General features: G+C 62.4%; 14 protein-coding genes. 12 read left to right on the forward strand and 2 right to left on the reverse strand.

Annotated elements, in window-relative coordinates:
• Window positions 1-122: 122 nt before the first annotated feature.
• The 4 genes from ACZRMO_RS11255 (at window position 123) to ACZRMO_RS11270 (ending at window position 5,105) form a co-directional block, all read left to right on the forward strand.
• Window positions 123-2,231 (forward strand): TonB-dependent receptor, encoded by a 2,109-nt coding sequence (locus ACZRMO_RS11255; RefSeq protein WP_463972899.1) that lies wholly within the window; start codon window positions 123-125, stop codon window positions 2,229-2,231.
• A gap of 140 nt (window positions 2,232-2,371) precedes the next feature.
• Window positions 2,372-3,154: an ABC transporter ATP-binding protein gene (locus ACZRMO_RS11260; protein ID WP_463972900.1), complete on the forward strand. Its 783-nt coding sequence runs from the start codon at window positions 2,372-2,374 to the stop codon at window positions 3,152-3,154.
• Window positions 3,151-4,098 (forward strand): ABC transporter substrate-binding protein, encoded by a 948-nt coding sequence (locus tag ACZRMO_RS11265; protein ID WP_463972901.1) that lies wholly within the window; start codon window positions 3,151-3,153, stop codon window positions 4,096-4,098. The genes ACZRMO_RS11260 and ACZRMO_RS11265 overlap by 4 nt, the downstream gene beginning before the upstream one ends.
• Window positions 4,095-5,105 (forward strand): FecCD family ABC transporter permease, encoded by a 1,011-nt coding sequence (locus ACZRMO_RS11270; RefSeq protein ID WP_463972902.1) that lies wholly within the window; start codon window positions 4,095-4,097, stop codon window positions 5,103-5,105. Before ACZRMO_RS11265 ends, ACZRMO_RS11270 begins: the two co-directional genes overlap by 4 nt.
• A gap of 10 nt (window positions 5,106-5,115) precedes the next feature.
• On the opposite strand, the gene ACZRMO_RS11275 is transcribed toward ACZRMO_RS11270, so the two are convergent.
• On the reverse strand, window positions 5,116-9,669 hold the full coding sequence (locus ACZRMO_RS11275) for a hypothetical protein (RefSeq protein ID WP_463972903.1): 4,554 nt from the start codon (window positions 9,667-9,669) through the stop codon (window positions 5,116-5,118).
• A gap of 67 nt (window positions 9,670-9,736) precedes the next feature.
• Window positions 9,737-11,578: a hypothetical protein gene (locus tag ACZRMO_RS11280; protein WP_463972904.1), complete on the reverse strand. Its 1,842-nt coding sequence runs from the start codon at window positions 11,576-11,578 to the stop codon at window positions 9,737-9,739.
• Between the two features lie 259 nt (window positions 11,579-11,837).
• Here ACZRMO_RS11280 and urtA point away from each other — a divergent pair, with 259 nt between their 5' ends.
• The 8 genes from urtA (at window position 11,838) to ACZRMO_RS11320 (ending at window position 19,340) form a co-directional block, all read left to right on the forward strand.
• Window positions 11,838-13,103 carry an urea ABC transporter substrate-binding protein gene (gene urtA, locus ACZRMO_RS11285; protein ID WP_207043627.1) on the forward strand — a complete coding sequence of 422 codons (1,266 nt, stop codon included), beginning with the start codon at window positions 11,838-11,840 and terminating at the stop codon, window positions 13,101-13,103.
• Window positions 13,104-13,243: 140 nt separating this feature from the next.
• Window positions 13,244-14,746: an urea ABC transporter permease subunit UrtB gene (gene urtB, locus ACZRMO_RS11290; RefSeq protein WP_463972905.1), complete on the forward strand. Its 1,503-nt coding sequence runs from the start codon at window positions 13,244-13,246 to the stop codon at window positions 14,744-14,746.
• Entirely contained in the window at window positions 14,746-15,813 is a 1,068-nt protein-coding gene (urtC, locus tag ACZRMO_RS11295) for an urea ABC transporter permease subunit UrtC (RefSeq protein WP_463972906.1), read from the forward strand. The genes urtB and urtC overlap by 1 nt, the downstream gene beginning before the upstream one ends.
• On the forward strand, window positions 15,810-16,643 hold the full coding sequence (gene urtD, locus ACZRMO_RS11300) for an urea ABC transporter ATP-binding protein UrtD (protein ID WP_463972907.1): 834 nt from the start codon (window positions 15,810-15,812) through the stop codon (window positions 16,641-16,643). Before urtC ends, urtD begins: the two co-directional genes overlap by 4 nt.
• 132 nt (window positions 16,644-16,775) lie before the next feature.
• Window positions 16,776-17,474: an urea ABC transporter ATP-binding subunit UrtE gene (gene urtE / locus ACZRMO_RS11305; RefSeq protein WP_207043619.1), complete on the forward strand. Its 699-nt coding sequence runs from the start codon at window positions 16,776-16,778 to the stop codon at window positions 17,472-17,474.
• Window positions 17,475-17,505: 31 nt separating this feature from the next.
• Window positions 17,506-18,339, forward strand: coding sequence for an urease accessory protein UreD (locus tag ACZRMO_RS11310; protein WP_463972908.1), 834 nt, complete (start codon window positions 17,506-17,508; stop codon window positions 18,337-18,339).
• Window positions 18,340-18,515: 176 nt separating this feature from the next.
• On the forward strand, window positions 18,516-18,818 hold the full coding sequence (locus ACZRMO_RS11315) for an urease subunit gamma (protein WP_010213535.1): 303 nt from the start codon (window positions 18,516-18,518) through the stop codon (window positions 18,816-18,818).
• Between the two features lie 9 nt (window positions 18,819-18,827).
• Window positions 18,828-19,340, forward strand: a complete 513-nt coding sequence (locus ACZRMO_RS11320) for an N-acetyltransferase family protein (protein ID WP_463972909.1) — start codon at window positions 18,828-18,830, stop codon at window positions 19,338-19,340.

Raw genomic sequence — 19,340 nt, forward strand, 5'->3', positions numbered from 1 at the left:
CTTCTGTAGCCTTGCGCGACTTTTGTCTCGCAGCGAATAAGTGTTAACTTATAACACTTACTGCGTTATTGTTGCTCGCTGCTACACGCGGCGAGTAACCCTCCAAGAAGACTGATCGCCCCATGAACAAGTACCTCGCGTCCGGGCTGTGCCTGCTCGTCCTGCACACCAGCGCCCAGGCCCTGACACTGCCCGCCAGCCCCGTCACCGCACCGGCTGTGGACGATGAACACATCGACCTGAAGACCCCGACCACCGCCGGTTCGCGCCTGAACCTCACGGCCCTGCAAACTCCTGGCAGCGTCGAAAGCCAGACCGGCGCGCAGATCCGCGAGCGCGGCGACGCCAGCGTGCAGGACGCGATTTCCCGCGCCACCGGCATCAGCCGCACCGGCACCCCGGGCGACGGCGGCACGTCGTTGTCGGCCCGCGGTTTTACCGGCCAGGGTTCGGTGATGCAGCTCTACGACGGCAACCGCATGTACATGGGCATGGGCACCTCGACCTTCCCGGTGGACACCTGGGCGGTGGAACGCGTGGACGTGCTGCGCGGCCCGGCCTCGGTGCTGTACGGCGAAGGCGCCACCGGCGCGGTGATCAATACCGTGCCGAAAAAGCCGTTCGACGGCGAGATCGAAAACCATATCCGCCTCGGCTATGGCTCCTATGACCGCCAGCAACAGGCCCTCGACAGCGGCGGTTCGCTGACCGACACCCTGAGCTATCGCCTCAACCTCAACCGCCTGCGCAGCAACGGTTTCATCGACCGTGGCGACTCCAGCAGCGACTTCATCAGCGGCGCCCTGCGCTGGCAGGCGGCGGACAACCTCAGCTTCACCCTCGCCAGCGACTACGGCGACCAGCACCCGCAAAACTACTTCGGTACGCCGCTGATCAACGGCCAGTTGCACAAAGGCCTGCGCGAGAAAAACTACAACGTCCGCGACGACATCCAGCACTACAACGACCAGTGGACGCGCCTGACCAGCGAGTGGCAAATCAGCGAAAACCTCAGCGCCACCAACGAGCTGTTCTACCTGAAAAACCAACGCCGCTGGCAGAACGCCGAGAACTACAACTTCACCGACGGCCAGCTCACCCGCAGCGGCAATTACGGCATCAAGCACAACCAGGAACAGGTCGGCGACCGCCAGACCTTCACCTTCAAGCACACCCTGTTCGGCCTCGACAGCCAGACCGTGACCGGCGTGGAATACAACCGCATCCGCTTCCGCCTGGCCAGCAACTCGCCGTTCACCGATACCTTTGCCGATGGCCAACCCATCGACATCAACCACCCGGCACCCGGCGAGTTTGCAAGCAGCAGCGCGTTCCAACCGCTGTTCGCCACCACCACCAAAACCGTGGCCGGCTTCGCTGAAAACCGTCTGCAACTCAGCGATCAACTGGCGTTGGTCACCGGTATCCGTCGCGACTACGCCCACGTCGACCGCGACAACCTGCGCGATGGCAGCCAGTCCGACAAAACCCTCACCGGCAACAACTGGAAAGCCGGCCTGGTCTACGCAATCACCCCGGACACCTCGCTCTACGGCCAGTACGCCACCAGCACAGACGGCGTCGGCGGCCTGATTTCCCTGAGCCCCGGCCAGCAACAGTTCGACCTGTCCACCGCCAAGCAGACGGAGATCGGCATCAAGCAAGCCTTCTGGGACCAGCGCGGCGAATGGACCCTGGCCGCTTACCACATCGTCAAAAAGAAACTGCTCACCGACGTACCGGGCGACCCGAGCCGCCAGCAGCAAGTCGGCCAGCAATCCTCCCGTGGCCTGGAAGCCAGTCTCGACCTGCAACTGCCCCACGCCTGGGCCCTGCAAGCCAACGCGGCGCTGGTGCATGCGCAGTACGACGACTTCAAGCAGGACGTCAACGGCGTACAAGTCTCCCGCGACGGCAACTGCCCTGTGGACGTGCCGCGCCGCACCGCCAACCTGTGGCTGAGCAAGGCCGTGACCGACGACATCCGTGCCGGTGCTGGCGTGCGTTATGTAGATGCGCGGTATGCCGACATGGCCAACCAAAATGAGCTACCGAGCTATACCGTGGTCGATGCGACGGTGTCGTGGAAGGCCATGCGCAATACCACGCTGGGCCTGCAGTTGAATAACCTGTTTGATCGCACCTATGCCGTCAGCCAATACAATGACGGCCAACAGTGGATCCTGGGCGAGCCGCGCTCGTTCTTCGTGACGGCGGACTACACCTTTTAACTGATACAACACAGGTCAAAAATGTGGGAGCGGGCTTGCTCGCGAATGCGGTGGATCAGTAAAGAATTTCGCGACTGATTCACCGCATTCGCGAGCAAGCCCGCTCCCACACTTAGACCTGGTTTGACCTGAGAGTATTGATGACATCGCTAACCCTAACCGACCTCAACTGGTCCCCCGCAGGCCACTGCCATCACCAGTTCCACCTGCGTGACGCCAGCCTGCAGGTTGGTGCGGGAGAGTTCGTCGGGCTGATCGGGCCCAACGGCAGCGGCAAAACCAGCCTGCTGCGTTGCGCCTATCGCTTCACCCAGCCGGCACGCGGCGACGTCGTGCTCGACCACCAGAACGTGTGGAAACAAAGCGCCAAATGGTGCGCCCAACGCATCGCCGTGGTGCTCCAGGAGTTCCCCGATGCCTTTGGCCTGCGGGTCGATGAAGTAGTCGCCATGGGCCGCACGCCCCACAAAGGCCTGTTCGATGGCGACACCTTGCACGACCAGCAACTAATCCAAAAGGCACTGGAATCGGTCGGCATGCAAGGCTTCGAAGACCACGCCTTCGCCACCCTTTCCGGCGGGGAAAAACAACGGGTGATCCTCGCCCGCGCCCTGGCCCAGCAACCCCAACTGCTGATCCTCGACGAGCCCACCAACCACCTCGATCCGCGCTATCAACTTGAGCTGCTGCGGCTGGTCAAGCGCCTGAGCATCGGCACCCTGGCCAGCATCCACGACCTCAACCTGGCCGCCGCGTTCTGTGATCGCCTGTACGTGATCAACCACGGCCGCATCGTCGCCAGCGGCACGCCCCATGAAGTGCTGACCGCCGAACTGCTGCGCGAAGTGTTTGGCGTTGAAGCGCTGATCGACACCCACCCCTTGTCCGACTACCCCCGAATCACCTGGATAACTCAACCATGATCCTGCGTTCCCTGCTGGCTGTAGCCCTGTTGTCCGGTGCCTCTGTAGCATTCGCCGAGGCCACCCATTACCCGGTCACCGTCAAAAGCTGCAACCGCGACGTGACCTTCCAGGAAGCCCCCAGGCACGCCGTCAGCCACGACATCAACATGACGCAGATGATGCTCGCCCTCGGCCTCAAGTCGCGCATGGCCGGCTACAGCGGTGTGACCGGCTGGAAGTCGGTGACGCCGGAAATGGCCAACACCCTCGACGGTCTGCCGGAGCTGGCGAGCAAGTACCCGTCGGTAGAAACCCTGCTCAACGCCAACGTGGATTTCTTCTTCGCCGGCTGGGACTACGGCATGCGCGTCGGCGGCGACCTCACGCCGAGCACCCTGCAACCTTTGGGCATCAACGTGTACGAGCTGACCGAATCCTGCGCCTTCGTGATGAAGCGCCCGGCCGCGACCCTCGACGACACCTATAACGACCTGCGCAACCTGGGCAAGATCTTCGACGTGCAAGACCGCGCCAATACCCTGATCGCGCAGATGCAGGCCCAGGTCGATGAGGTGCAAAAAGACCTGCCCGACGACAAGCCCCGGGTATTCCTCTACGACAGCGGCGAAGACCGCGCCATGACCTCCGGACGCCTGGGCATGCCGCAAGCACTGATCGAGGCCGCCGGCGGGCGCAATATCCTCGATGACATCGACGCCAGCTGGACCCGCGTCAACTGGGAGACCGTGGTGGAACGCAACCCGCAGGTGATCGTGATCGTCGACTACAGCGAAATCACCGCCGAACAGAAGCAGCAATTCCTGCTGAATAACCCTGCGCTGCAAGGAGTGGACGCGATCAAGAACCAGCGGTTCATCGTGATCCCCTACGTGCAGGCCACGCCGGGGATCGACAACGTGCTGGCGGTGGAAACCCTGGCCAAGGGGTTCCACGGCGAATGATCTCCCGTCGCTACGCCTTGCTGCTGGTCGCCCTCGCGGCGCTGTTGCTGGCCTCGTGCGTGATCTCCCTGGGTTTCGGCCCGGCGCGGGTGCCGGTGGAAGTGGTGTGGCGGATCGTGCTGTACAAGGCCTTTGGCGTCGGCGAGGTGAACTGGCCGGCGGGGCAGGAACATATCGTCTGGCTGATCCGCGTGCCGCGCATGCTGCTGGGAGCACTGGTCGGCGCCGGTTTGGCGTTGATCGGCGCGGTGTTGCAGGCGGTCACGCGCAACCCGCTGGCCGATCCGCACCTGCTCGGCGTGACCTCCGGCGCCACGTTGGGCGCGGTGATCGTGGTGCTGCATGTCGGCGAAATCATCGGCCTGCTGACCCTACCCATCGCCGCGTTTATCGGCGCCCTGCTGAGCATGCTGGTGGTGCTGGCGGTGGCCAGCCGCAATGGGCGGCTGGAGAGTGATCGCCTGCTGTTGTGCGGGGTGGCGGTGTCGTTCGTGATGATGGCGGCCGCCAACCTGTTGCTGTTCATGGGCGACCACCGCGCGGCCTCGGCGGTGATGTTCTGGATGCTCGGCGGCCTCGGCCTGGCGCGCTGGGAACTGCTGGCGATCCCTTGCGCCACCGTGCTGCTGGGCCTGCTGGTCCTGCTCGGCATGGCCCGCCCGTTGAACGCCTTGATGGCCGGCGAGCAGACCGCCGTGACCCTGGGCCTGAACGCCCGCACCGTGCGGTTGAAGGTGTTCCTGGTGGCCTCACTGATGACCGGTGTGCTGGTGTCCATCAGCGGCTCCATCGGCTTTGTCGGGCTGATGGTGCCGCATATCGCCAGGCGCCTGGTGGGCGCCGAGCATCGCCGGTTATTGCCTGCATGCGCCCTGCTTGGCAGCCTGTTCCTGGTGTGGGTGGATGTGGCGGCACGCACCCTGATCGCTCCCGAGGACCTGCCCATCGGCGTGGCCACGGCCGCGATTGGTGGGGTGTTTTTTATTGGGTTGATGCGCAAGCGCTAAAGCCTGGCATTCAGAACTCGTCTTTTTCAGGGGGCATCGGCTGCACCTGGACCTGTGGCGTTTGCTCGCCTGGACTAAGCTTCCAATTCACTTTCAACACACCTTTACGTGTCCAGTAATCATCCGTATCGAGTACGTCGAGCACGCCATCCGTCGCTATTCGAGCCAACCACGCCGTCGGCGCGTAATCGTCCGGGCCGAAAAACAGCTGCCCGGTAAAAAGATCCTCCTCCTGCGGGTAGAACCTGGGTACATATTTGAGCAGTGCCCCTTGGCGCGTGGACAGATAACAAAAGGCACCTTTCACCCCGCCAACCTTCAACAGGTTTCGATAAAAGCCCAGTTCGTCCCGCGCAACAAAATGCTCGCCGAGTTGCTGGCCTGCAGGGGTCCACTCGCGACTTTCTCCCATCGTCTTGTAGAACAAATGCGCCGCCAGCAACTTGAAACCTTCTGGATACGCAGGCTTGCGCGGCGAGGGCCCCAGCAGGGTAGCCTCGTACAAAAACAGACGCTGCGGGACCGACGACTCAATGCCCTCATCCTTGAGGGGCTCGGCGGCGACATACAAGGTTTCCCCTTCATCGACCAACACCAGGCCCAGGAAAGCATGACGCTCGAAACGACGGACGCGATGTCGGGCATGCCGCGCGGCGTCGTCGGGGTGGGAAAACAATGGGCCAAACGTCAGCGCCGAGGCTGGGGAAATGGCAGTCCCAGGTGTCTGCATTTGCCATCGAGGCCTGACGGCGCCGAGCGTGTGCCAGAGGCTGCTGGTCACTATCACCGTCATTGGCCAGGCCGCCGCCACTTGCTGCACATAGGCCTGGGGCTTGAGGGTGCCTGCCTGCAAACGCGACCAAGCGGTACTCGCCTCTGGTACGAACGCCCTTGTGTCGCGCCGGTCGAACCTGAGCCAGGCGCCATCCGTGCAGCCCAGGTAGACCGACAGGTAGCCCTGGCCGTTTGGTCCCTTGAGCTCCACGACACGCGCCAGGTCCTGCGGGCTGACAAAATGGCGGTAGATCGGATCGCTGGCAAGTATGTCGGGCTGCGTGGGTGGGCAAAGGTAAAGGCCCAGTACGTCATACCCATGGGGCGCCAACCCCTCCACAAATACCTGGTTCAGCGTCAACGCAGCATCTGCGGCCACAAGCGGAAAACTCGCCAGGTAATGCTCGGCTTTACGCGCTTTCAAGATCAACCCAAATGTCAGGTGCTGGCGTTGAGCGACCTGGCGATGCAGGTAATGCAACAGGTCCGGCAGTTGCACGAAAACCGCACTGGTGCCTGTGTCCAACGACACCGGAGCGGATGCATCCAACAGCGCATTGGGTGCCCAATCCTCGATCTGACGGGGCCGTCCCCACAAGCCACTGCCCTGCACCACCCGAAGCACACCGGCACGCGCGACACGGTTGACGAACTCCGTCGGCGTCACTTGGCGATCACCCAAGGCCTGTTCCAATCGGTTGGCCTTGGGATGATTGCGTGAAGCGCCGACCACTAGATTGGCCAGTGAATGCGCCAGCGCGCCCCCCCTGACGGTGAAACAGAGAATGGTACCGTCGGCGCAGAATCGGTATTCGCAGCCCAGGGTATGCTTGGAGGGGACTGTCGAAGGCCGCAGCACCGCGCCGAGAAAATCGCTGGGGAACATGTCCAGGTACACCGCTCGCTGAACGTCCGTGAGGCCGAAGGGCGGCTCACACGCGACGACCGAGTGGTAGCGCGCCACAGCGGTGCTGGCTCCCATAAACTGTGCCTGGTTGACCAATTCGTCCAGGCGAATCCAGCTCGGCGCAAAGTCTTCCACGCCCACCGGCAGCGGCTCGGTGGCCGTGAACAAGCCATCGCTGCGGCGCAGGATCAGCCCGCCATAGACACGGTCACGTCGACTACCCAACGTAAACAGCGCATGCCGCGCGGCGTCGTCCTGAGTAATGAACACCGGCCCCAACAAGCGCCGGTCCACCTGCGCAAACGGTGCCCAAAGAGCGCCGACTGGCCCCGACACATCCCAATAGTCACTGATGCCCCACACCGACAACTGCCCACTCTGGGCGACCTGCTGCACCAGGCTATGGGGCGTCAGGGTCAAGGCGATTTTTTTTACCAGCACCTGTTCATCCACATGACCCGACTCATCCTTGAACAATGGGTGCGGGTCCTGCTGCGTGTGGTATTCCAGCAGCGCACCATCGAGTGTTGAAAGATACAACGGCAACGGCGCAAGCCCGCCACCGCGGCGGACACCTTGCTGGTCGTAAAGCGCAGCATATAAGTCCGTCGCACCGATAAAATGTCGGGCCAGCCAGGCCTCTTGTCCCATCAGTGCACCGGACAACCCACGTGCCGAGTAATAGACGGCATACACCTGGAACGACTCGGTGAGTAGCGTCGCACCAAAACGGCTGGTGTGATACAGCCTGTCCAGGTTTGATCCTGAGACAGTCTGCGTGGCCACGAACTCATGGCTCGCATGGTGTTTGAGCACCAGACCCAGGCCGCAATGGTCCAGGCCATAACGACTACGCCAATGAGTGCAAGCGGCCTCCACGGCCGTGCGGGCCGAGGCATGCACCGGGCCGAGTTGCGGCTGGCTGGGCACCACGCCCAGGTCAGGGGCATCCGCCGGCGTCCAACTGCTCTCGACCGGCCCGGGCGGGCCCCAGATACGGTTGCCGACCACCACGCGCAATACTCCGGACAAGGTCATTTCAGTGACCACGTCGCTGGGCAGCAGTGTGCCGTCATTCAATTCATGGAACAGGCGACTGCCACTCTCGCCGGTTTGTGCACGCTCCAGCAGGCGATGGGTCATATCCGGCAGATAGGGTTGATAAGCCAACAGGCAGTCCGCCGCACCTGACAAATAAGCCACCGGCAGGCCTGGCATCGTCAGGATGCGCTGGAGGTCGGTGTCCATGAACATCTGCGCCCCCACCCACGCCTCATCGCCTTCCCAATGGCCGTGGTAGTCATTTAGCCAGCGCGAACTGTAGACCCCATGCAGCATCTGTCCCGACGCCAGGGCAAACGGCAGCCCCGAACGTCCGGTGGGGAAATGCCGATTGAAGTCAAAGCGTTCACCGTTGAACGGTAGGGGTTCAGTCGCGACAAACCGCTGATCGTCACGTTTTAAAATCAAGCCGAGATAACCGCGCTCGCGACGACTGCCAATCCGTTCGTGCGCATGCCGTGCCGCATCGTCAGCCTGCACAAATGCCGGGCTCAAGGAGGGCCGACGCATACCCGCATAAGGCTGCCATGAACGCCCGACCCTGCCAGCAACATCCCACAGGCGGCTGGTCTTGAGCACAGACAACTGGCCTGCGCTACAGACCTGCCGCACAAAGTCGCTGGGGATCAGCGCACCTTCATCCAGATCAGCCTGCAAGCCATTGTCGATCGATTGGGTGGATGAATGGCGCGGGTTGAAAAACGGCAGTCTGGCCTGAGGGTCGGCCACGGTATAGCGCAACTGCGCACCGTCAAAGGTACTCAGGTAATACGTAAACCCCTTCCTCTTCAGCCCGTGTGCCAACCACACGGCCTCAGCCAACATCCGGGGTGAAAAGAAGCGTTCGTAAAGCCAGGGTTCCTTGGCCGTTGGCGGGGCTGATCTATCGGGGGCGAAGCTGTAGACACCGATAATATCGCAGGGGCACGAGTGGATCAGCCGGCCATCAGGTGCTGTCGGAAATACCGCTGACGGGTCAAAGGGTTTCGCGTCCACCGCAACGGGCTCGGTGGCCATGTAGTCCTCAGCCTGTTGAGGCTTGAGCAAAAAACCTATCTGGAGCACGGTCGGATTGCGCAGCATCAGCGGGTGTACAAAAGCCAGGGCCGACGTTGCATCCGCGAAAATCGGGCTCACCCACGGATCAGGGGTCACAGGGGCCGGGTCGGGCGCATACGCTTTCCATTTGGGCGTCAATTTGCCGCGCCATCCCGCCCAAATGGCAGACGTCACGATGACCCTGACCTCGGCTACCTCACTCAGATGGCGCACATACTCCTGCGCCGAAGCCTCCAGCACCGGTTCGGGCTCTGTCTGTAGCCGCTTGTACAGCCTGCGCAGGTACTCCAGCTCGCGAGGCTGTTTGATACGCGCGAACCTCACAAGTGAGCCCTCTGGCCCAATACTGTAAAACGCCAACCCTAGCTGGAGACAGGACACCACCCCACTGGCCGGCACAATACTTTGCTGCAATACGATGCTGTCCACTGACCACGCGGGGCGCAGCCTGGATATTTGCGCGTGCCGATCAATGTCGAAAAAATAATAACCGACATACCGATACCCTTCGGGTAGCTGGCGATTCCCGGCACTCTCCATGCTGACTGCATCGTTGAACAGCAACTCATCAAGCGCCCCTCCAAGGGGTGCCGAGGCATGGCAACTGCCATCGGCTGCACGAATAAGGTAGCCGCCCTGAGCATGGGCGGCCTGCCGATCGACCCGGGCCAGCGCATGACGCGCCGCGTCATCGCATGAAGCAAATCGTGGGCTTAGTGTTTGCAACAACCGCTGTGCGGTGATGGTCTTGAGGTTGTCCATGACCTTTTATCCTTGAGGTTTTTTTGAAAGAGCGTGATTGAGCGCCGTGTACACGCGGCAACTCGATTCAAAGTTCATCTTTTTCGGGCACTCCCGGTGTGGGATCGCTGGGCTGCTGCCCCCTGGTTTCCACTGCTCCGCGCCTCGTCCAGAAGCTGCCAGCGTGCAGCACCCGCAACTCTCCGAGGCGTGCCAACCCGGCGACAACCCAGGACGGTTCAGGCGCAAACCGCGTGTATCCGCCCTGCTCGGACCATTTGCCGGTGGTGTCCAACAGGTTGTATTCCACGTCGCTAAAACCCGGGGTGTAGCACAGCAGCGCGCCGTCGCGGGCGCTCAGGTAGAACGCGTTAATGGGCAGGCCATCGCGCGTCAATTGATAGATGTAGTGCGCCAGTTCGCGCCATGACACGAAGTACTCGCGATACAGGTCCTCTGCCACGGCGTGTGGCTGGTCGAGGCCGGCGTGAAACAACACATGCACGGCGCGGCATTGGTAGCCGTTTGGCCAGTCGATGTGCTTGGGAAACCAGCGCTGGGCTACCTGTGAAGGAAAGCCCTTGTCCGGCACGGGCAGCAGCGGCAGCCAGGCGCTGGCTTGCGGATTTTCCAGCACGGCGCTCAGGTACTGTTGCCCCGCATAGTCGCCGACCTGGCGCCGTGCATACCACGCAGCATCGTCGCCGTGGGCATGGATCGGCCCCAGCGCCAACACACGTTCGTCAACCGCCGTCGGCACATGCCCACGCCAATTGTCACTGGCCTGCAACAGGCGCAAATCACCGGCCGCTGCCATCCGGCGGATGTAGTCGCCGGCACTCAACGCACGGGTGCGCAGTTGAGCCAGGTCGTCATAGCGGGTGAAGCGCGCATCGCGCACCAGGAACTTGAGCAACGCTGCGTCGGCGCAGGAAATGTACAACGGCAATGCTGCAAGGGTGCGGGTGGCGTGCACCTGGTAGAGCGCCTCGATCAGGTCTGCTGGAGAAAACAATCCGGGTGGCAGACCACCGTCGGACGGCACGCTGCGCGTCGTCACCTGGGCATGCACGTGGCGCACGGCATCGTCCGGCTGCACGAAAATCGGCGTACAGGGTGGGTCATACCGAGCGTCACCAGCGATTGCCGGGGCAAACGGGCGCCAGCCCGACACGTGCCCGCGTCCGCCCCACAGACCACTGCCCTCCACCACGTTGGTGCGCACGGGATAGAGGCCACGGCTCACGATTTGATCGGGGAAGACCCACTTGATATCAAAGACTTCATCCGGCACTTCCAGCGGTTCGGTGGCCACGAACCAACCGTCGTCACGGCGCAGGATCACACCGCCGTAATAGCGCAAAAGCCCGGTGGGCACCCGCTGGCGCACATAGCGCGCGGCGTCGTCCTGGGTCAGAAAGGCTGCGCTCAAACGTCGGCGTGACAAATGTTCGTAAGAGTTCCACAGGCCCGGCACCAAGCCGCTGCGATCCCAGCAGGGGCTCGGTACGATTACCCGCAAATCGCCAGCAACGGCCACTTGCCGCATGAACTGCAACGGCTTCAGGGTGCCGGCATTCAGCTTGGCGTCGATGTCCTGGGCGCTCTGTTGTTCAAACAGACCGCCACTGGATGCAGGCTGATACTTGAGCAAGGCCCCCTCCGGCGGCGCCAGGTAGATGAGCTTGCCGCCTGACGCCTGCTGCGCGGCCTGCAAGTGGGCGGGTGCAACAAGGAAACGCTCCAGCCAGGCCGTCGAGCCGTTGCCGGCCGGTCCCCAAAACCGCGTGCCGATCAGCACGCGCAAGGTGCCGTTCACAGCGAGCCAGCGTACCCACTCGGTGGGTTGCTCGGGAGCGCTGGCGGGCAACCTATCGGGTTGATAGGCACTGATGAATGAGGGGCTGAGCCGGGGAAGGGGTTTGCCCATGGTGAGAGCCTCGAAACAAAGTTAAGCCTCCATCCTGCCCTCCCACCAAAAAACCGGGCGCTACATAGTTGCGCCCCGACGCACCAGCGCAGTGCCCTCGCCGCACCGCCGCCCCGATCAAGCGCCGTAACGGTGCAGCCACCCCCGCCCATCCCTGTGCACGCCGCTGTATTCAGGCACCTGCTTCAAGCAGGCACAGCCTTTGCAAACACCTGCTCATCTGTCCAACAACAACACTTGGGTTCACGGAGATCGCACCATGAAGCGTCGCAGCTTGATCAAGGCTTTCACACTGTCGGCATCCATTGCCGCCATGGGCATGACCTGGACGATCCAGGCCGCCGAGACCATCAAGGTCGGCATCCTGCATTCGCTGTCCGGCACCATGGCCATCTCCGAAACGTCGCTCAAAGACATGGCGCTGATGACCATCGACGAGATCAACGCCAAGGGCGGTGTGAACGGCAAGATGCTTGAACCCGTTGTCGTGGACCCCGCTTCCAACTGGCCGCTGTTCGCGGAAAAAGGCCGGCAGTTGCTGACCCAGGACAAGGTCGCCGTGGTGTTCGGCTGCTGGACCTCGGTGTCGCGCAAATCGGTGTTGCCGGTGTTTGAAGAACTCAATGGCCTGCTGTTCTACCCCGTGCAATACGAAGGCGAAGAGATGTCGCCGAACGTGTTCTACACCGGCGCAGCGCCGAACCAGCAGGCCATCCCGGCGGTGGAATACCTGATGAGCGAAGAAGGCGGCAGCGCCAAGCGCTTCTTCCTGCTGGGCACCGACTATGTGTACCCGCGCACCACCAACAAGATCCTGCGCTCGTTCCTGCACTCCAAGGGTGTAGCGGATAAAGATATCGAAGAGGTCTACACCCCGTTCGGCCATGCCGATTACCAGACCATCGTCGCCAACATCAAGAAGTTCTCCGCTGGCGGCAAGACCGCGGTGATCTCCACGGTGAACGGCGACTCCAACGTGCCGTTCTACAAGGAACTGGCCAACCAGGGCCTGAAAGCCACCGACGTACCGGTGGTGGCCTTCTCCGTGGGTGAAGAAGAACTGCGCGGCATCGACACCAAGCCGCTGGTAGGCAACCTCGCGGCGTGGAACTACTTCCAGTCGGTGGAAAACCCGGTGAACAAGAAGTTCGTCGCCGACTGGAAAGCCTACGCGAAGAAACACAACCTGCCGGGCGCCGACAAAGCCGTGACCAACGACCCGATGGAAGCCACCTACGTGGGTATCCATATGTGGGCGCAGGCGGCGGAGAAAGCCAAGTCCACCGACGTCGACAAAGTGCGCGAAGCGTTGGGCGGCCAGACGTTTGCCGCGCCGTCGGGCTTCACCCTGACCATGGACAAGACCAACCACCACCTGCACAAGCCGGTGATGATCGGCGAGATCCAGGCCGATGGGCAGTTCTCGGTGGTGTGGCAGACCCAGGAGCCAATCCGCGCCCAGCCTTGGAGCCCGTACATTCCGGGCAATGACAAGAAGCCGGATTACGCCGTGAAAAGTAACTAAGCCCCACCACGGATCAAATGTGGGAGCGGGCTTGCTCGCGAATACAGTGTGTCAGTCAATCCATCTGTTACTGATCCACCGCATTCGCGAGCAAGCCCGCTCCCACAGTTTTGACCGCGCATGATCAGGACACTTTAGTTATGCCTACTGCCCTTCATCGCTATTTCCTGGCTTTGCTGCTGTTGCTGCCTTTCGCCGCACACGCCAGCGACGCCGAAGACTTCCTCGCCGCCAACCCGGCCCAACAAGCCAAGCTCCTCCAGGACTGGGCCGCCCAGCCCGACCCGGCACGCATTGAGCTGGTGGATGCCCTGCAACAAGGCCAACTCACGCTCAACGGTGAAACCAAGACCGTGCGCCTGAACAACCGCCTGCGCGGCCTGATCGACAACGTCCGAGCCAGCCAGCAATTGCTCGCCGCCGACCCCAAGGTGCGTTTGGCCGCCGCGCAAACCCTGCAAAAAACCGCGCAGCCCGCGCAGTTGAAATTCCTCGACCAGCAGGTCGCCACCGAGACCGATGAGGATGTGCACACCGCCCTCAGCCTGGCCCTGGCCAACCTGCAACTGGTGGACACCGACCCGGCCGTGCGCCTCGCCGCCGTGCGTTTGCTCGGCAACACCGGTGACCCGCTGGCCCGTACGCGCCTGGAAGCCTTGCTCGCCCCCGGCGTAGAAACCGATGCCACCGTGCACACCGCCGCCGAAACCAGCCTGGCCCAGGTCAAGCGCAAGCTGATGTTCGGCGAGATCCTCGGCCAGGCCTTCAGCGGCATGTCCCTGGGCTCGATCCTGCTGCTCGCGGCCCTGGGTTTGGCGATCACCTTCGGCCTGCTCGGCGTGATCAACATGGCCCACGGCGAGATGCTCATGCTCGGCGCCTATTCCACCTATGTGGTGCAAATGCTGATGCAGCGTTATGTGCCGCAAGCCATCGAGTTCTACCCGCTGATCGCGCTGCCGGTGGCGTTTTTTGTCACCGCGGCCATTGGCATGGCGCTGGAGCGCACGGTGATTCGTCACTTGTATGGCCGGCCGCTGGAAACCCTGCTCGCGACCTGGGGCATCAGCCTGATGCTGATCCAGCTGGTGCGCCTGGTGTTTGGTGCGCAAAACGTCGAAGTGTCCAACCCCGCATGGTTGTCCGGTGGCATCCAGGTGCTGCCCAACCTGGTGCTGCCCTACAACCGCATCGTGATCATCGCCTTCGCCCTGTGTGTGGTGGTGCTGACCTGGCTGCTGCTGAACAAGACGCGCCTGGGCCTCAACGTGCGCGCCGTGACCCAGAACCGCAACATGGCGGCGTGCTGCGGCGTGCCCACCGGACGCGTGGACATGCTCGCGTTCGGCCTCGGTTCCGGCATTGCCGGTTTGGGTGGCGTGGCGCTGAGCCAGATCGGCAACGTCGGCCCGGACCTGGGCCAGAGCTACATCATCGATTCGTTCCTGGTGGTGGTACTCGGCGGTGTCGGCCAATTGGCCGGTAGCGTCATGGCTGCCTTTGGCCTGGGCATCGCCAACAAGATCCTGGAACCGCAGATCGGTGCCGTGCTCGGCAAGATCCTGATCCTCGCGCTGATCATTCTGTTTATCCAGAAACGCCCGCAAGGACTCTTCGCACTGAAAGGACGGGTGATCGACTGATGAACCAGCCATTGATGCTCACGGCCACGCAAAAGGCCGGCCCCAAAGTGACGATTGCCGTGGGTGCGGTGATCCTGCTCCTGCTGCTGGCGCTGCCGTTGCTCTCGCTGCTGCCCGCCGACAACGCTTTTCATATCTCCGCCTACACCCTGACGCTGGTGGGCAAGATCCTCTGCTACGCCATCGTCGCCCTCGCCCTGGATTTGGTGTGGGGCTATGCGGGGATGTTGTCCCTCGGCCACGGCTTGTTTTTTGCCCTGGGCGGCTACGCCATGGGCATGTACCTGATGCGCCAGGCATCCGGCGATGAGTTGCCGGCGTTCATGACCTTTTTGTCGTGGACCGAATTGCCGTGGTATTGGGTCGGCACCGAACACTTCCTCTGGGCCATGTGCCTGGTGGTGCTGGCGCCCGGCTTGCTGGCGCTGGTGTTCGGTTTCTTCGCCTTCCGCTCGCGGATCAAGGGCGTGTATTTCTCGATCATGACCCAGGCGCTGACCTTCGCCGGGATGCTGTTGTTCTTTCGCAACGAGACCGGCTTTGGCGGCAATAACGGCTTCACCAACTTCCGCAGCATCCTCGGCTTCGGCATTACCGAACCGGGCACGCGGGCGGTGCTTTTTGTCGCGACGGTGCTGTTGCTGGTGACGAGCCTGTACATCGGCTGGCGCCTGGCCCAGAGCAAGTTCGGCCGGGTGCTGACGGCGCTGCGCGATGCCGAAAACCGCCTGATGTTCTGTGGCTACGACCCACGCGGTTTCAAGTTGTTCGTGTGGGTGTTGAGCGCGGTGCTGTGCGGTTTGGCCGGGGCGTTGTATGTGCCGCAGGTGGGCATCATCAACCCCAGCGAAATGTCGCCGACCAACTCCATCGAAGCCGCCGTGTGGGTGGCCCTCGGCGGGCGCGGTACGCTGATCGGCCCGCTGCTCGGCGCCGGTGTGGTCAATGGCATGAAGAGCTGGTTCACCGTGGCGTTCCCGGAATACTGGCTGTTCTTCCTCGGGGCGCTGTTCATCATCGTCACCCTGTACCTGCCCAAGGGCGTGATCGGGCTGCTGAAAAAATGAGGAACGTCATGCTTGAACCTATTTTCGACGCCGGCAGCGGCCGTGAAGCCATCGGCCTTGGCCAGGTCGCCGGCAAGGGCCTGAACACCCGCCACGGCACCATCCTGACCCTGGAAGACATCAGCGTCAGCTTTGATGGCTTCAAGGCGCTCAACAACCTGAACCTGTACATCGGTGTCGGCGAATTGCGCTGCATCATCGGCCCCAACGGCGCGGGCAAGACCACGCTGATGGACGTGATCACCGGCAAGACCCGGCCCAGCCACGGCACCGCGTGGTTTGGCGAAAACCTCGACCTCACCGGCATGAGCGAAGTGCAGATCGCCCAGGCCGGCATCGGCCGCAAGTTCCAGAAACCCACGGTGTTCGAAGCCCTCAGCGTGTTCGAAAACCTGGAGCTGGCGCAGAAGACCGACAAGTCCGTGTGGGCCAGCCTGTGCGCTCGCCTGAGCGGTGAGCAGAAGGACCGTATCGACGAAGTGCTCGACACCATCCGCCTGACCGCCTCGGTGCAGCGCCCGGCCGGCTTGTTGTCCCACGGGCAAAAGCAATTCCTGGAAATCGGCATGCTGCTGATGCAAGACCCGCAACTGTTGCTGCTGGACGAACCGGTGGCGGGCATGACCGACGCCGAAACCGAATTCACCGCCGAACTGTTCAAGCGCCTGGCGGGCAAGCATTCGCTGATGGTGGTGGAGCACGACATGGGGTTTGTCGGTTCGATTGCCGACCATGTGACCGTGTTGCACCAGGGCAGCGTGCTGGCGGAAGGGTCGTTGGAGCAGGTGCAGGAAAATGAGCGCGTGATCGAGGTTTACCTCGGCCGATAAGGCTGCCACAGACTGCTTTATGTGGGAGCTGGCTTGCCTGCGATAGCGGTGCATCAGGTACACCGCTATCGCAGGCAAGCCAGCTCCCACATTTGAACCGGTTCCCACAGGGGGATCGAGGAGGTTTTGAAGATGTTGCAAGTCGAAAAACTGCACCAGTACTACGGCGGTAGCCACATCCTGCGCGGGCTTTCATTTGATGTGAAAGTCGGTGAAGTCACCTGCCTGCTCGGCCGTAACGGCGTGGGCAAGACCACCTTGCTCAAGTGCCTGATGGGCCTGCTGCCCGCCAAGGAAGGCGCGGTGAACTGGGAAGGCAAGGCCATCACCGGTTTCAAACCACACCAGCGCGTGTACGCCGGCATCGCCTACGTGCCCCAGGGCCGCGAGATTTTCGGGCGGCTGACGGTGGAAGAAAACCTGCTGATGGGCCTGGCACGTTTCCCGGGCTCCGAGGCCAAGGAAGTCCCGGCGTTTATCTACGAACTGTTCCCGGTGTTGCTGCAAATGAAACACCGGCGTGGTGGTGACTTGTCTGGCGGCCAGCAGCAACAGTTGGCGATTGGCCGCGCGCTGGCCAGCCGTCCGCGCCTGCTGATTCTCGATGAGCCCACTGAAGGCATCCAACCCTCAGTGATCAAGGAGATCGGCGCGGTGATCAAAAAGCTCGCGGCCCGTGGCGATATGGCGATCCTGCTGGTGGAGCAGTTCTACGACTTCGCCGCCGAACTCGCCGACCAGTACCTGGTGATGTCACGGGGTGAAATCGTCGCCCAGGGCCGTGGCGAAAACATGGAAAGCGAGGGTGTGCGCGGCCTCGTTACGATCTAATCTGTAGCGTCCTAACGATAAGCACAACGACATGAACCTGCCCTCTGCCCTCTTCACCCCCAGCTGGCACGCCGAGCTGAACCTCGGCTACGCGCGTTTCGGCGACACCACGCGCCCGGTGATGCGCCGCCACCTTGGCCCGCTGCGGGTGCAAAAGCACCTGTACGCCGAAGGCCCCGAGGTGTGCCAACACATCATCGTGCACCCACCCGGCGGGATTGCCGGCGGTGATCGCCTGGACATCAGCGCCCACGTCGGTGCGGGCGCCTGGGCGCAGTTGACTAGCCCCGGTGCGGCTAAGTGGTACCGCGCCAGCGGCCCGGCGTTTCAGCAACTCGACCTGACTGTCGAAGCCGGCGCCACGCTGGAATGGCTGCCCCAGGAAACCATCGTGTTCAGCGCGGCCCAGGCCGAACTCACCACGCGCATCGAGCTGCAAGGCGATGCGCGCCTGTTCTACTGGGACGTTGTCGCCCTCGGCCGCCCTGCCAGTGGCGAGCGTTTTGACCTGGGCCACTTTCAATCCCACCTGGATATCCGCCGCGACGGCCAGTTGCTCTGGCATGAGCGCCAGCGCATTGTTGGCGCCGATGGTTTGCTCGACTCGCCGATCGGGCTGGATGGGCAACCGGTGTTTGCGACGTTGTTGCTGACGGGCGAGATTGACCCCGAGTTACTCGAACAATGCCGTGCCCTGCCCCATGCGGTGCGTGGCGACTTGAGCCAATTGCCGGGTCTGTTGGTGGCGCGTTGCCTGGCCAGTGAGGCGCTGTTGGCGCGGGCATGGTTGATTGATTTATGGAAATTGCTGCGCCCGGCGATACTGGGCCGAGAAGCAGTAGCCCCCCGAATCTGGAGCACATGAGATCTAACAGTGGGAATGGGTTTGTGTGGGAGCGGGCTTGCTCGCGAATGCGGTGGATCAGCAACAGATGCATTGACAGACACACTGCATTCGCGAGCAAGCCCGCTCCCACACAAGCTCACTCAACATTGGATCTTTGGTGTATTTGAGCATGTATTTATGAAGGACCTTAAACCATGGACCTGACCCCACGGGAAAAAGACAAACTGCTGATCTTCACCGCCGGCCTCGTCGCCGAGCGCCGCCTTGCACGCGGGGTGAAGCTCAACTACCCGGAAACCATCGCCTACATCTCCGCCGCGCTGATGGAAGGCGCCCGCGATGGCCGCACCGTGGCCGACCTGATGCACTTCGGCACCACCCTGCTCAGCCGCGAACAGGTGATGGAGGGCATCCCGGAGATGATCCCGGACATCCAGGTGGAAGCCACCTTCCCCGACGGCACCAAGCTCGTCACCGTCCACCAGCCGATTGCCTGAGAAGCCGCCATGATTCGTGATGCACTTGAAAGCGACCTGCCGGCGATCCGCGACATCTACAACGATGCGGTGCTGAATACGACGGCGATCTGGAACGAGCAACCGGTGGACCTGGCCAACCGCCAGGCCTGGTTCAACGCGCGCCAGGCGCAGCAGTATCCGATCCTGGTGTCGGTGGAAAACGGCGAAGTCACCGGCTACGCCTCGTTCGGCGACTGGCGGCCCTTCGAAGGCTTCCGCTACAGCGTCGAGCACTCGGTGTACGTGCGCAACGACCAGCGCGGCAAGGGCCTTGGCCCGCTGCTCATGCAAGCGCTGATCGAACGCGCGCGCAGCGGCGGCAAACACGTGATGGTCGCCGCCATCGAAAGCGGCAACCACGCCTCGATCCACCTGCATGAGCGCCTGGGTTTCATCACCACCGGGCAAATGCCTCAGGTGGGCATCAAGTTCGGCCGCTGGCTGGACCTGACCTTTATGCAACTGGCCTTGAACCCGGGTGCAGAGCCCCCCAAGGAGTGA

Source organism: Pseudomonas sp. B611 (assembly GCF_055407965.1).